Here is a 12807-nt window from a genome sequence, read left to right as displayed (position 1 = left end):
CCGTCCGTCAGGCAGCCCGCCCGGACATTGCCCTTGCGCCGCCGAACGCAACCTGCCCAGTGTTGGCGCCGTGTGCGATGCCGCACGGTCGCCGGGGGAGTGTCATGGAGAGCTGGGACGAGATCCGCACCGCCTATCACGTCGCGCAACGCGGCACGGTGAGCGGCGCGGCCGAGGCGCTGGGCGTCCATCACGCCACGGTCATCCGGCATGTCGACGCGCTGGAGGCGCGGCTGGGCGTGAAGCTGTTCCAGCGCCATGCCCGCGGCTACACGCCCACCGAGGCGGGCGAGGACCTGCTGCGCGTGGCCCAGGCCACGGACGAGCAGTTCGGCCAGCTTCTCGGGCGCATGAAGGGGCGCGGCGCGGACGTGTCGGGCGAACTCGTGCTGACCTCCATCGTGGGGTTGTCGCCGCTCCTCGCGCCCGTCCTGCGCGACTTCCAGGACCGTTATCCGGCGGTCACCCTGCGCTATCTGACCAGCGAGAGGATCTTCCGGCTGGAATACGGCGAGGCGCATGTCGCGGTGCGCGCGGGCCCCGCCCCGGAGGAGCCCGACAACGTCGTCCAGCCCTTCCTGCGCCAGCGCATGGGGCTTTACGCCGCGCCCGCCTACGTCGCCGCCCGCGGCGTGCCCGCAAGCCTCTCGGCGCTCGACGGGCACCGGTTCGTCGGCCATGATGGCGAGATGCCCCGCGCCCCGTTCGATCGCTGGCTGCAGGCCGAGATCCCGCGCGGGCAGGTCGCCTTCCGAAGCCCCGACCCCCGGGCGCTGGAGGCCGCCGTGCTCGCCGGGGCGGGCATCGGGTTCCTGCCGCCCTGGACGGTGGCGGCGCATCCCGAGCTGACCGAGGTCGCGCCCCCGCGCGAGGCGTGGACCGCGCCGCTCTGGCTCGTCACCCACGTGGACCTGCATCGCAGCAGCAAGGTCCAGGCGCTGCTCCGCGCGCTCAAGGCGTATGCCAAGGGGCTCGAGGACGCATGACGGAGGCGGCGCGCGGACACTTCGCCATGCTGCTTTTCTCGGGGCTCGTCGCGGGTTCCTTCTCGCTCGGGGGGCTCGTTGCGAACGAGATCGCGCCCGCCGCGATCACCGCGGTGCGCTTCGCGCTCGCCGCGCTCGTCATGGGCGCGGTCGTCTGGCTGGGCGGCCGGGCGGAGCGACGGGCGCTCGCCGCGCCCTGGCGCTATCTCGTGCTGGGCGCGCTCTTCGCGACCTATTTCGTGCTCATGTTCGAGGGGCTGAAGACCGCGCCGCCGGTCAGTGCCGCGGCGGTCTTCACGCTGACCCCGCTGATGGCGGCGGGGCTGGGCTGGGTGATCCTGCGCCAGGTGACGACGCCGCGCATGGCGCTTGCGCTCGCCATCGGTGCGGCGGGGGCGCTGTGGGTGATCTTCCGCGCGGACTGGCAGACCTTGCTCGGTTTCGACGTGGGGCGGGGCGAGGTCATCTATTTCTGGGGCTGCTTCGCTCATGCGGCCTACACGCCGATGCTGCGGCGGCTGAACCGCGGGGAATCCCCCACCGTGTTCACCCTGGGCGTGCTGGTGGCCGGCACGGTCGTTCTGGGGCTGTGGGGCTGGCCCGAGATACGGGCCACGGGCTGGGCGGCGCTGCCCGCGATCGTCTGGGTGACGATCCTCTACCTCGCGATCTTCGCGTCGGCGGCGACCTTCGTCCTGCTGCAATACGCCACGCTCCGGCTGCCCTCGGCAAAGGTCATGGCCTACACCTATCTCACGCCGTCCTGGGTGCTCGTGTGGGAGCTTGCGCTGGGTAATGGCGCGCCCCGCCCGCTCGTGCTGGCGGGGCTCGGGCTTACCGTGGCGGCGCTCCTGCTGCTTCTCAAGGACGAGGAGGCGCCGCGCCGGGTGGCGGGTCAGTCGTGATGGTCGGGGCAAGCCCCCCGGCCGCCCAGCTCCTGCCGGAGAAATCGCTCGAAGGCGTCGAGGTTGACGGGCTCGAACTGGCCGAAGCCCTGCATCCACACGCTCGCGTCGCGAAGCGCGTCGGGCTCCAGCTTGCACCATTTGACCCGTCCGCGCCGCTCCTGGCTGATGAGACCGGCGCGGCTGAGGATCGCGAGGTGCTTCGAGATGGCGGCCAGCGACATCTCGAAGGGTTCGGCCACATCGGTCACCGCCATGTCATCCTCGAGCAGCATGGCGAGGATCGCCCGCCGCGTGGGATCGGCGAGCGCGGCGAAGACGGCATCGAGTCTGTCGATCATCCTGCCTCTTCGCCCGTCGCGCCCGGAAACTCAACCGTTCAGTTGAACGAGAGTCCTGGCCCGTCCGCGCGCCGCCTGACCTTGTCCGGCGTTGCGAGGCCCTGAATTCCTTCACGAATTACAGCCACTTGACCGTCGCACGGCCGTGCTTGACTCGCGCTGTGCTGCAGCGTAGCACCCTACGCGACGATCCGCGGGGAGCCTTGGTGCCTGACGCCGACCACAAGCGCCAACTCGAGCAGCTTGAAAAGCGGCTGGCCGTCCTGAAAGCGGCGCAGGAGCCCAAGCCCCGCGCGGACGAGCATTATTCGCAGGCGCAGCTCGCGTGGCGGATGGTGATCGAGCTGGTGGCGGGCCTCGGGATCGGGTTCGGCATCGGGTACGGGCTGGACAGCCTCTTTGGCACCCTGCCCGTGCTTCTGGTGACGTTTACGTTGCTGGGCTTCGCGGCGGGCATCAAGACGATGCTGAGAAGCGCGCGGGAAGTCCAGAAGGACGCGGAAACCCGCGCTGGCGGGCACGAGGACGGGAGAGACTAGGCGTGGCGACGGATGCGGCAGGCGAAGGCGGCGGGCTGGCGTTCAACCCGATGGACCAGTTCCTGGTGAAGCCCCTTTTCGGGGACGGGCCGGTGCACTGGTACACCATCACCAACGCGACGCTCTGGATGGCGCTCGCGGTGGTCGGCGTGACCGCGCTTCTCGTGATCGGCACATCGCGCCGCGCGATCATCCCCTCGCGCAGCCAGTCCGTGGCGGAACTCGCCTACGGGTTCGTCTACAAGATGGTCGAGGACGTGGCCGGGAAGGACGGTCTCAAGTACTTCCCGTACATCATGACGCTGTTCATGTTCATCGTCTTCGCCAATTTCCTCGGCCTGATCCCGATGTCCTTCACGACGACGAGCCACATCGCGGTGACCGCCGTGCTCGCCATGGCCGTCTTCCTGACCGTGACGGCGATCGGCTTCATCAAGAACGGCACGAAGTTCCTCGGGCTTTTCTGGGTGCAGGAGGCACCGCTGCCGCTGCGGCCGGTCCTCGCGATCATCGAGCTCATCTCCTATTTCGTGCGCCCGGTGAGCCACTCCATCCGTCTTGCCGGCAACATGATGGCGGGCCACGCGGTTCTGAAGGTGTTCGCGGGCTTCAGCCAGGTCGCGGCGATCGCGCCGATCTCGATCCTGGCCGTGACGGCCATCTACGGCCTCGAGGTGCTGGTGTCGTTCATCCAGGCCTACGTCTTCACGATCCTCACCTGTGTCTATCTGAAGGATGCGCTGCATCCGAGCCACTGAGACATCCGGGCCGGGCGAAAGCCCGGGCCGAACCGCACACCCCTTAATCAGCCATCTTCCAACCGTAAGGAGAAACGACATGGAAGGCGATATCGCAAACATGGGTCAGTTCATCGGCGCAGGCCTCGCCGCCATCGGGTCGGGTGCGGCCGCGATCGGTGTGGGCCACGTGGCCGGCAACTTCCTTTCGGGTGCGCTGCGCAACCCGTCGGCTGCGGCAAGCCAGACCGCCACGCTCTTCATCGGCATCGCCTTCGCCGAAGCGCTGGGGATCTTCTCGTTCCTCGTCGCGCTTCTGCTGATGTTCGCCGTCTGATCCGGGGAACGATCCTTACGGACGGGGCGTCGGCCCGCTTGATGCAGGCCGCGCCCCCAAGGATTTGACACCGACGGAGGGCCGAATGGCGACCGATACCGAAGGCGCAGGCGCGCAAGGCATGGACGGCGGGGCGGAGGCCGGCGCGACCGGGCTTCCGCAACTCGACTTCTCGACCTTCCCCAACCAGATCTTCTGGCTGGTCGTCACGCTGCTCGCCATCTACTACATCCTGACGCGGATCGCGCTGCCGCGCATCGCGTCGGTTCTCGCCGAGCGCTCGGGCAGCATCACCAACGATCTCGCTGCCGCCGAGGACCTCAAGGCCAAGGCCGCCGAGGCCGAGAAGGCCTACGAGAAGGCGCTCGCGGACGCCCGGGCCGAGGCACAGAAGATCATCGGCGAGGCGAAGGCAGAGATCCAGGCCGATGTCGATGCCGCGACACGTCGCGCCGACGCCGAGATCGCGGAAAAGACCGCGGAGTCGGAGAAGGCCATCGCCGAAATCCGCGAGAACGCGGCCCAGAGCGTTCAGGACGTCGCGCGCGACACCGTGGGCGCGGTGCTCTCCGCGGTCGGGGCGGACGCCGACGACGCCGAAATCGAGAAGGCCCTCGCGGCCCGGGCCAAGGGGGCATGACCATGCGGAAGTTCACCGTTCTCGCCGCCACGCTGGCTGCCGCCAGCCCGGCCCACGCCGCGAAGGGTCCGTTCTTCTCGCTCGCGAACACTGACTTCGTGGTCCTGATTTCGTTCCTCGTGTTCATCGGCGTCCTCGTCTACTTCAATGTGCCGACGCTGCTGAGCGGGATGCTCGACAAGCGCGCCGAGGGAATCAAGAGCGAGCTTGACGAGGCCCGGTCGATCCGGGAGGAAGCGCAGAAGCTTCTGGCCTCCTACGAGCGCAAGCAGCGCGAGGTCGCGGAGCAATCCGATCGCATCGTCGCGCATGCGCGCGAAGAGGCCGAGCTGGCCGCGGAGCAGGCGAAGAAGGATCTCGAGACCTCGATCGCCCGCCGCTTGAAGGCCGCCGAAGAGCAGATCGGCCAGGCCGAGGCGCGCGCCGTGCGCGACGTGCGCGACCGCGCAGCGGAGATGGCTGTCGCGGTGGCGCGGGACGTGATCGCGGGGCGCATGACCGCCGCGCGCGGCAACGAGCTGATCGACGCCTCCATCGAGGAAGTGGGCCAGAAGCTTCACTGACCCTTTCGGCACGGCCCGGAAAGACCTGCATGTGACGGCCCCGGTCCAGCTGGGGCCGTTCGCGTTTTCGCCAGCAAGTTATGGTTCGGCGACCCGTGGAGATGCAAGTTCAACGCGTCGCCGCGCGCGCTCCGCATGACGTGCGCGGCGGCCTTCCGTCGCGGACCTCGGGCTCCCGCCGCTGCGCGGAGCCCGGCCCAAGGATACCGGGATGGACGTCTGATGCGGCGGCCGCGCAGGGACCGCAGGCGCTGCTGCTTGCCACCGCCGCGCCTGGGTTCGCGGTTCCAGCCGCCGGATGCTTGTCGCACCCTCGACCATGGCGTGGGGCCAGTCTCTGACCGGGGCTTCGGGCCAATGCGGCTTCGGGACGATCGCCGCTTCGGGGCAGCGAAGGCTAAAAGGGCGCGCCGTCCGGGCGCGCCCTTTCAGTTGGTGGATACGGCGGTCATTCGGCCGGGACGGCGGCCCGTGCGGCGGGGGTGAAATGCTGCCGGTTGAGCCGGAGCACGAGCGCGATCGCCACCACCTGCGCGACGAGTGCCACGGCCGTCAACGCCCAGTACCCGGCAGAGAACTGCGTGACGACGCCGGCGCCGACCAGGCCCTTGTTGATGAAGAACTGCCCCATCACGGAAAGCGCCACCGCCGGACAGACCAGCGCGTAGGAACCGGGCGAGGTCCTAGGCCCGATCACGAAGTCTGCGAAGTAGCCCTGGCGCAGCAGCACGGCCAGTCCGAGCGCGAAGAACACGATCTGGACCGTCAGGAGACGTGCGAGGAACACCAACGTCTCGCCCGGGTTCTCCTCGGCTCCGAAGGCGGTATGCAGCCCGTGCTCCTGGCGCAGGAAGAGAATGCCGAGGACCGTCATGATCGGCACCACCACCATGAGCGTCGGGCCGGCCTCCTTGGCGGTGCCATGCTGCAACATCGAGTTGAAGGCGATGATCGCGGCGATCGCTGCGTAAAGCGCCGCGGTCACGCCGAAGAAAGTGGACAGCACGAGGCTCGTGCCGACGGTGAGGGTCGTGCCGCTCATCGCCGCCGGGGCGGCGAACCCCACCCCCACCATGGAGAGCGCGAAGGCGGGCAGAAGCTGCGCGAAGGAGTTGTTGGCCGTCACGTCGAACACGCCGCCCTCGCTGAGGACGCGGCCGAGAAAATCGCCGATCTGGCGGAACGCCAGCACCCCCACCAGCAGGAAGGCGACCATCGCCGCGGGAAAGAGATACTCCACCACGGTCCAGAGCCCCGGAACGAAGACGAGGCCGAGGATGAACCCCACATTGATGCTCATGGCGAGGGCGAGCGGCATCGCCAGCAGCGTCGTCTCGGCATTCGTGGCACGCAGACGCCCGTAGTCCTCGGTCTGCCGGAAAGCGGCGAAGGCGCGCAGGTTCCAGACGAGCGACTTCAGGTTCAGGAAGGCGAAGGCCCCGATGCCCGACAGCGCGGCGACGATGGCGGTCTGCATGGCAAGGCCACCGTTCGCGAAGGCCGTGGCGATGTCGCCGAAGACCGGAACGGGCTGTCCCGGATGGGGCACCCAGAACATCAGGAACATGAAGAAGGTGACGGTAATGCCCCCCGCGCCCAGTGAGGCGAGGAAATAGAGCGGAGAGTAGTTGTCCGCAGGTCTTGCGACGTGATCCGGCATTGGTGAACTCCCATACGTATTCCAGAACTGGAATATAATATGCATCCGGATTTCGGAATGTAAATGGTCGCGTCGACCCCTTGGCAGTAACGCTGCGTTAACCATTTGTCGCTCTGATCGCGCCGATGCTGATAAGATCGATTTCCTGCGCGGCCCTTTGCCTGGCCGCGGCCTGCGACACGCCGGGGCGGGGCTTCATGGGACAGCCCGCGGAACGCGTGGCGGCCGGCGGGCATGTCTTCGACGTGCGCGTGCGCGGCGACCGTGCGGAAGCGATTCGCCTCAACGCCGCCGTCTTCCCGAGCTATGGCGAGATCGGGCCCGCCGCGGCGCTTGCGATTCGCCGTGCGACCGGCTGCGAACCGCAGGCGCTGACCGGCGATCCGTCCGTCGTCCACGCCACGCTGGCGTGCGCCGGCTAGGTCAGCGGCTTTTCCATGAAGACGCTGCTGCCGTTCGCCGCGTAGTCGCCGAACGGCTCGCACCGAACGAAGCCCGCGCTTTCGTAAAGCGCCATGGCCTCGGTCAGCGCATCGCCGGTCTCCAGCCGCAGGCACGGCATGTCGAGGTGGCGCGCCTCGAGCTCCAGCCGGTCGAGCAGGCGGCGCGCGACGCCCTGGCGGCGCACGAAGGGTGCGGTGAACATCGCTTTCACTTCGCCGTAGCCTTGACGTTGCGCAAGCGCGGCACATCCAAGCGTCGTATCCCACTCGCGCGCGACGAAAAATCGAATGTCCGGCCCGCGCAGTTCCTCGACGCCCAGGTGATGATTGTGCTCCGCCGGGAAGAGACGCGCCATGAGCGCATGACCCTCTTCGATAAGGGACCGCACCTCTGGCGTCCGCGGGTCGCCGGGTTCCACGATGACGGTCATGGCTTCTCCCTCGCTTGGCCGGAGGCGCCAGTTTGCTCAGATGGCGCGGACGGTCAAGCGGCTGCATGAGTTGGGCGGGCCGCTTCAACATCTTGTGGAAATCTCAGGGTTGCATCCCCAGATGCGGGGTCCTGCATTGACAGGGCCGCCCGACGCCCCGCAGAATGACGCTACGCGCTGAATCACCGGAGGCTCCCCGCCCTTGCGCTTCAACCGCCTCAGACTGTCCGGCTTCAAGAGTTTCGTGGATCCCACGGAACTCGTCATCGCCGAGGGGCTCACGGGCGTCGTCGGCCCCAACGGCTGCGGCAAGTCCAATCTGCTGGAAGCGCTGCGCTGGGTGATGGGCGAGAACCGGCCGACCGCCATGCGCGGGGGCGGCATGGAAGACGTGATCTTCGCCGGCACCGCCTCGCGCACGCCGCGCAACTTCGCCGAGGTCAGCCTGCAACTCGACAATTCGGAACGTCTGGCGCCGGCGGGCTTCAACGACAGCGACCTGCTCGAGATCACCCGCCGCATCACGCGCGACGTGGGCTCCGCCTACAAGGCCAACGCGCGCGAGGTGCGCGCGCGCGACGTGCAGATGCTCTTCGCCGATGCCTCCACCGGCGCGCACTCGCCCGCACTGGTCCGGCAGGGCCAGATCTCGGAACTGATCAACGCCAAGCCGCAGAACCGGCGGCGCGTTCTCGAGGAGGCGGCCGGCATTTCCGGCCTCTACCAGCGTCGCCACGAGGCGGAACTGAAGCTGCGCGCGACCGAGGCGAACCTCGCGCGCGTCGACGACGTGGTGGAGCAGCTGGCGGGGCAGCTTTCGCAGCTCGCCCGGCAGGCGAAACAGGCGGCGCGGTACCGCGCGCTCGGCGCCGAGCTCCGGCAGGCCGAGGGGCTGCTGCTCTACCGGCGCTGGCGTGACGCGGATGAAGCACGCAAGGCCACGGCCGAGGCGCTGCGCACGCGCGTGGCCGAGGCCGCCCGCGCCGAGGCCGGGGCGCGCCAGGCCGCTGCCGCGCGGGAGGCGGCCGACGCCGCGTTGCCGCCGCTGCGCGAGGAAGAGGCGATCGCGGCCGCCGTGCTGCAACGCCTTGTCGTGGAGCGTGACCAGATCGCCGAGGAGGAACGCCGCGCGCGCGCCGCTGTCGAAACGCTCACCGCGCGGATCGCGCAGCTTGCCCGCGACATCGACCGCGAGGCGGGGCTCAACCGCGATGCGGGCGAGACCATCGCCCAGCTTGAATGGGAAGCCTCCGAGCTCGCCCGCGCCGGGGAAGGGCACGAAAGCCGGCTGGAGGAGGCCGCCGCCGCGGCGTCGGCGGCAGCGGAGGCGCTGCGCGACCGCGAGGCGGCGCTCGAGGATCTGTCCGAGGCCGTGGCGCGGCTTTCGGCCCGGCATCACTCGGCGACCCGGGCGGTGGAGGACGCGCGCAAGACCGCCGAACGCAGCGAGGCGGCCGCGGCTTCCGCCGCCGAGGAAGCCGCGCTGCACGAGGACAGGCTGGCGCGCGCGGCGCGTGGCCTCGAGACGGCCGAGGCCGAGGCGCGGGCGGCGACCGCCGCGGCGGAGCGTGCCGAGACGGCGCTGGCCCGCGCGGACGAGGCGCGCGCCGAGGCCGCGTCGAAGGAGGCCGATGCCCGCGCCGAGCGCAGCGCCGCGGAGGGCGAGGTGGCCGCACTCGAGGCGGAGATCACGGCGCTAGCCCGGCTGGTGGCGCGCGACACCGCGGAAGGCGGCCAGATCCTCGACCGGCTCCAGGTGGAGCAGGGCTTCGAGCGCGCGCTCGGGGCCGCGCTCGCCGACGATCTTCGCGCCGCTGAAGTGCAGGATGGCGGCTCCGGCTGGGTCGCGATGCCGCCCTACGACGCGGCGCAGCCGCTGCCCGACGGCGTGACGCCCCTCAGCCACCATGTCTCGGTGCCCGACGTGCTTTCGCGCCGCATGGCGCAGATCGGCCTCGCCACGCCGGAGGACGCCGAGCGCCTTCAGCCGCTTCTGCGGCCGGGCCAGCGTCTCGTCAGCCCCGAGGGCGATCTGTGGCGCTGGGACGGCTTCCGCGCCCGCGCCGAGGATGCCCCCACCGCCGCCGCGCTGCGTCTTCAGCAGCTCAACCGGCTGGAGGAACTCAAGCAGGACAAGGCGCGCGCCGACGCCCGCGCGGATGGCACCCAGCTCGCCCATGAGCGCCTGACGGCGCAACTGAAGGAACTGACCGCCGCCGACCGGGCTGCGCGGGACGCGCGCCGCGATGCCGACGCGGCCGCGGCCGAGGCGGCCCGCGCCATGAGCCGCGCGGAGGCCGAGCGGAACCTTTCCGAGGGCAAGCTCGAAAGCCTGACGATGGCCGCCGAACGCCACGGGGAGGAGGCCGAGAGCGCGCGCGCCCGCCTTGCCGAGGCCGAGACCGCGCTCGCCGAGCTCGAGGATCTCGACGCGGCCCGCGCCCGGGCCGAGGCCGCCAAGCAGGACGTGGAGGACGCGCGCCGCGCGAGCCTCGCCGCACGGGGCGCGCACGACCAGCTCAAGCGCGAGGGTGAGGCGCGCACCGCCCGCGCGCAAACCGTGCGCAAGGACCTTTCCGGCTGGCGCCACCGGCTCGAGACCGCGGAAGCGCGCAGCGCCGAACTGACCGAGCGCCGGGCCGAGGCGGAAGCCGAGCTCGCCGGCGCGCGCGACCGCCCCGCCGCCGTGGCGGCCCGGCGAGAGGAACTGGCCCGGTCCATCACCGAGGCCGAGGCGCGGCGCACGGCGGCCGCCGATGCGCTTTCGGCCGCCGAAGGCCGCCTGCGCGAGGCGGTGCAGGCCGAACGCGAGGCCGAGCGCCTCGCCGGCGCCGCGCGGGAGGCGCGCGCCTCCGCCGAGGCCCGCGCGGAGGCGGCCGCCGAAACCGTGACCGCCGCCGCCGAACGGATCGCCGAGGAGCAGGAGACGACGCCAGGCGCGCTTCTTGAACGCCTTGGCGCGGACCCCGACGCCATGCCCGCCGCCGATGCGCTGGAGACGGAGATCGGGCGGCTCAAACGCCAGCGCGACGCGCTGGGTGCGGTGAACCTGCGCGCCGAGGAGGACGCGCGCGAGGTGCAGGCCGAGCATGACGAACTCGTGCGCGAGAAGGCCGATCTGGAAGAGGCGGTGCGCGCGCTGCGCAACGGGATCGCGAGCCTGAACCGCGAGGGGCGCGAGCGGCTGCTCACGGCCTTCGAACAGGTGAACGCCAACTTCACGCTGCTTTTCACCCATCTCTTCGGCGGCGGCGAGGCACGGCTCGTCATGGTCGAATCCGACGACCCGCTCGATGCCGGGCTCGAGATCATGTGCCAGCCGCCGGGCAAGAAGCTGTCCACCCTCTCGCTGCTCTCGGGCGGCGAGCAGACCCTGACCGCGCTCGCGCTCATCTTCGCGGTCTTCCTCGCCAATCCCGCTCCGATCTGCGTGCTCGACGAGGTCGACGCGCCGCTCGACGACGCCAACGTGACGCGGTTCTGCGACCTGCTGGACGAGATGGTGCGCCAGACCGAGACGCGGTTTCTCATCATCACTCACCACGCGGTGACCATGGCGCGGATGGACCGGCTTTTCGGGGTGACGATGGTGGAACAGGGCGTGAGCCAACTCGTCAGCGTGGACCTGCGCCGCGCCGAGAAGCTCGTGGCCTGAGCGGCGCCATCGTCCACGGCGCGCGCGCAGGAACCGCCCGGCGCGTGCCACAGGGGACGGGGTGCGCATCCCTCTACGTTCCCCAAGGGCCCGGCGCTTGCACCGCGGGCGGCCGCGCGCGAGAAGGGCCGCAAGGGGGACGCCATGACCATCCTGTCGGAACTCAAGGCGATCGTGGGCGACGGCCATGTGCTGACGGGCGACGACGCGCGGCCTTTCGCGCATGATTGGACCGGGCGTTACCGGTCTGCCCCGCTGGCGGTGGCGCGGCCGGGATCGACGGCCCAGGTCGCGGCGATCCTGCGGCTCGCCACCCGCAACCGCACGCCGGTCGTGCCGGTCTCGGGCAACACCGGGCTCGCGGGCGGCACGGGGGGCGCCGACGGCGCGATCCTGCTCTCGCTCGCCCGGATGAACCGCATCCGGGAGATCAATCCGCGGGCGCGGGTCGCCGTGGTCGAGGCGGGCGTGGTGATCGAGACGCTTCAGCGCGCGGCCGAGGACGAGGATCTCGTCTTTCCGCTGAGCTTCGGGGCGCGCGGTTCTGCCATGCTGGGCGGCGCGCTCTCCACGAACGCCGGCGGAGCCAACGTGCTGCGCTACGGCAACGCGCGCGATCTCTGCCTCGGTCTCGAGGCGGTGCTGCCGACCGGAGAGGTGGTGGACCTGATGCGCGCGCTGCGGAAGGACAATTCGGGCTACGACCTGCGCCACCTGATGATCGGCGCCGAGGGCACGCTGGGCGTCATCACGGCGGCGGTGGTGCGGCTTTTCCCCGCGCCGCGCGCGCGGGCGACGGCGATGGTGGCGCTGCCCGCCCTCGACGGCGCGCTTGCGCTGCTCAACCGGCTTCAGGACGAGACGGGCGGCGCGGTCGAGGCCTTCGAATACATGCCGCGCCGCTACCTCGAGGAATATCTTGCCCGGACGCCCGGCGCGCGTCCGCCCTTCGACGACGCGCACCCGGTGAACGTTCTGGTGGAGCTGGCCGCCACCGCGCCGCGAGACGCCGTTCCGGGGCCGGACGGCGCGGTTCCGGTCGCCGCGCAGCTGGAAACGGTGCTGGCCCGCGGCCTCGAGGCCGGAGACGTGGCCGACGCGGTGGTGGCGCGCTCGGAGGCAGAGCGGGCCGAGATGTGGGCACGCCGGGAGGCCGCGGCCGAGGTCTGTCTGGCCGAGGGCCGTGTCGTCAACAACGATATCGCCGTGCCGCTCGACCGGGTCGCGGCGTTCCTCGACCGGGCCGGCGCGCGGGTGGCCGCGCTCGATCCCGCCGCCGTGCCCCTTGTCGTGGGCCATCTCGGCGACGGGAACCTGCATTACGCGGTGCGGCTGGGCAACGAAGATGCGGAGCTTGCCGACGCGGTGATGGACGCGGTGGAGGACGTGGTTCTGGCCCTCGGCGGCAGCTTTTCCGCCGAGCACGGGATCGGCATGACCAAGCGGCCTTCCATGACGCGGCGGAAGGACCGCGGCGCGCTTCACGCGATGCGCGCGATCAAGGCCGCGCTCGACCCGGCGGGGGTCATGAATCCCGGAAAACTGCTGCCCTGAGCGCCCCGGGGCGCGC

General features: G+C 70.5%; 13 protein-coding genes. 10 read left to right on the top strand and 3 right to left on the bottom strand.

Annotation, left to right across the window (positions count from 1 at the left end):
* Positions 1–104 precede the first annotated feature (104 nt).
* Together AB6A66_RS13825 and AB6A66_RS13820 are read left to right on the top strand one after the other, a co-directional pair.
* A complete protein-coding gene (locus AB6A66_RS13825; protein WP_371056340.1) occupies positions 105–986 on the top strand; it encodes a LysR family transcriptional regulator in 882 nt (293 codons plus the stop codon).
* Positions 983–1891: a DMT family transporter gene (locus AB6A66_RS13820; protein ID WP_371037209.1), complete on the top strand. Its 909-nt coding sequence runs from the start codon at positions 983–985 to the stop codon at positions 1889–1891. The genes AB6A66_RS13825 and AB6A66_RS13820 overlap by 4 nt, the downstream gene beginning before the upstream one ends.
* On the opposite strand, the gene AB6A66_RS13815 is transcribed toward AB6A66_RS13820, so the two are convergent.
* Positions 1882–2232 carry an ArsR/SmtB family transcription factor gene (locus AB6A66_RS13815; protein ID WP_371037208.1) on the bottom strand — a complete coding sequence of 117 codons (351 nt, stop codon included), beginning with the start codon at positions 2230–2232 and terminating at the stop codon, positions 1882–1884. The two genes, AB6A66_RS13820 and AB6A66_RS13815, sit on opposite strands and share 10 nt — an antisense overlap.
* 206 nt (positions 2233–2438) lie before the next feature.
* On the opposite strand from AB6A66_RS13815, the gene AB6A66_RS13810 reads away from it, so the two are divergent.
* The 5 genes from AB6A66_RS13810 to AB6A66_RS13790 all read left to right on the top strand — a co-directional run bounded on the left by AB6A66_RS13810 (position 2439) and on the right by AB6A66_RS13790 (position 5048).
* Positions 2439–2771, top strand: coding sequence for an AtpZ/AtpI family protein (locus AB6A66_RS13810; protein WP_371037207.1), 333 nt, complete (start codon positions 2439–2441; stop codon positions 2769–2771).
* Between the two features lie 50 nt (positions 2772–2821).
* Positions 2822–3529 carry a F0F1 ATP synthase subunit A gene (locus AB6A66_RS13805; RefSeq protein WP_371037247.1) on the top strand — a complete coding sequence of 236 codons (708 nt, stop codon included), beginning with the start codon at positions 2822–2824 and terminating at the stop codon, positions 3527–3529.
* A gap of 79 nt (positions 3530–3608) precedes the next feature.
* The gene (locus tag AB6A66_RS13800) at positions 3609–3845 is read left to right on the top strand and encodes a F0F1 ATP synthase subunit C (RefSeq protein ID WP_371037206.1); all 237 of its coding nucleotides are present in this window, start codon (positions 3609–3611) and stop codon (positions 3843–3845) included.
* A gap of 85 nt (positions 3846–3930) precedes the next feature.
* Complete coding sequence (locus AB6A66_RS13795) at positions 3931–4485, top strand: F0F1 ATP synthase subunit B' (RefSeq protein ID WP_371056339.1); 555 nt, start codon at positions 3931–3933, stop codon at positions 4483–4485.
* A 2-nt stretch (positions 4486–4487) separates the two neighbouring features.
* Positions 4488–5048 carry a F0F1 ATP synthase subunit B gene (locus AB6A66_RS13790; RefSeq protein WP_371056338.1) on the top strand — a complete coding sequence of 187 codons (561 nt, stop codon included), beginning with the start codon at positions 4488–4490 and terminating at the stop codon, positions 5046–5048.
* 448 nt (positions 5049–5496) lie between these two features.
* Here AB6A66_RS13790 and AB6A66_RS13785 read toward each other — a convergent pair whose 3' ends face one another.
* Positions 5497–6708 (bottom strand): hypothetical protein, encoded by a 1212-nt coding sequence (locus AB6A66_RS13785; RefSeq protein WP_371056337.1) that lies wholly within the window; start codon positions 6706–6708, stop codon positions 5497–5499.
* A 125-nt stretch (positions 6709–6833) separates the two neighbouring features.
* Here AB6A66_RS13785 and AB6A66_RS13780 point away from each other — a divergent pair, with 125 nt between their 5' ends.
* Positions 6834–7130, top strand: coding sequence for a hypothetical protein (locus tag AB6A66_RS13780; RefSeq protein ID WP_371056335.1), 297 nt, complete (start codon positions 6834–6836; stop codon positions 7128–7130).
* Here AB6A66_RS13780 and AB6A66_RS13775 read toward each other — a convergent pair.
* Positions 7127–7582, bottom strand: coding sequence for a GNAT family N-acetyltransferase (locus AB6A66_RS13775; protein ID WP_371056334.1), 456 nt, complete (start codon positions 7580–7582; stop codon positions 7127–7129). The two genes, AB6A66_RS13780 and AB6A66_RS13775, sit on opposite strands and share 4 nt — an antisense overlap.
* Before the next feature lie 202 nt (positions 7583–7784).
* Between AB6A66_RS13775 and smc the strand changes: the two genes are divergently transcribed.
* Together smc and AB6A66_RS13765 are read left to right on the top strand one after the other, a co-directional pair.
* Positions 7785–11237, top strand: coding sequence for a chromosome segregation protein SMC (gene smc, locus AB6A66_RS13770; RefSeq protein ID WP_371056333.1), 3453 nt, complete (start codon positions 7785–7787; stop codon positions 11235–11237).
* Between the two features lie 144 nt (positions 11238–11381).
* Positions 11382–12791 carry an FAD-binding oxidoreductase gene (locus AB6A66_RS13765; protein WP_371056332.1) on the top strand — a complete coding sequence of 470 codons (1410 nt, stop codon included), beginning with the start codon at positions 11382–11384 and terminating at the stop codon, positions 12789–12791.
* Positions 12792–12807: the final 16 nt, after the last annotated feature.

The sequence above is a fragment of the Rhodosalinus sp. K401 genome (genome assembly GCF_041365735.1).
GTDB lineage: Bacteria > Pseudomonadota > Alphaproteobacteria > Rhodobacterales > Rhodobacteraceae > Rhodosalinus.
The sequence above is the reverse complement of the archived record's forward strand: the minus strand, read 5'-3'. Positions and strand labels throughout refer to the sequence as shown.

Excerpts from the sequence above, each read along its gene's own strand:
- AB6A66_RS13780 (WP_371056335.1), top strand. The coding sequence starts at position 6,834 with ATGCTGATAAGATCGATTTCCTGCGCGGCCCTTTGCCTGGCCGCGGCC.
- AB6A66_RS13790 (WP_371056338.1), top strand. The coding sequence starts at position 4,488 with ATGCGGAAGTTCACCGTTCTCGCCGCCACGCTGGCTGCCGCCAGCCCG.
- AB6A66_RS13815 (WP_371037208.1), bottom strand. The coding sequence starts at position 2,232 with ATGATCGACAGACTCGATGCCGTCTTCGCCGCGCTCGCCGATCCCACG.
- AB6A66_RS13785 (WP_371056337.1), bottom strand. The coding sequence starts at position 6,708 with ATGCCGGATCACGTCGCAAGACCTGCGGACAACTACTCTCCGCTCTAT.
- AB6A66_RS13825 (WP_371056340.1), top strand. The coding sequence starts at position 105 with ATGGAGAGCTGGGACGAGATCCGCACCGCCTATCACGTCGCGCAACGC.
- AB6A66_RS13795 (WP_371056339.1), top strand. The coding sequence starts at position 3,931 with ATGGCGACCGATACCGAAGGCGCAGGCGCGCAAGGCATGGACGGCGGG.
- AB6A66_RS13800 (WP_371037206.1), top strand. The coding sequence starts at position 3,609 with ATGGAAGGCGATATCGCAAACATGGGTCAGTTCATCGGCGCAGGCCTC.
- AB6A66_RS13805 (WP_371037247.1), top strand. The coding sequence starts at position 2,822 with ATGGACCAGTTCCTGGTGAAGCCCCTTTTCGGGGACGGGCCGGTGCAC.
- AB6A66_RS13820 (WP_371037209.1), top strand. The coding sequence starts at position 983 with ATGACGGAGGCGGCGCGCGGACACTTCGCCATGCTGCTTTTCTCGGGG.
- AB6A66_RS13765 (WP_371056332.1), top strand. The coding sequence starts at position 11,382 with ATGACCATCCTGTCGGAACTCAAGGCGATCGTGGGCGACGGCCATGTG.
- AB6A66_RS13775 (WP_371056334.1), bottom strand. The coding sequence starts at position 7,582 with ATGACCGTCATCGTGGAACCCGGCGACCCGCGGACGCCAGAGGTGCGG.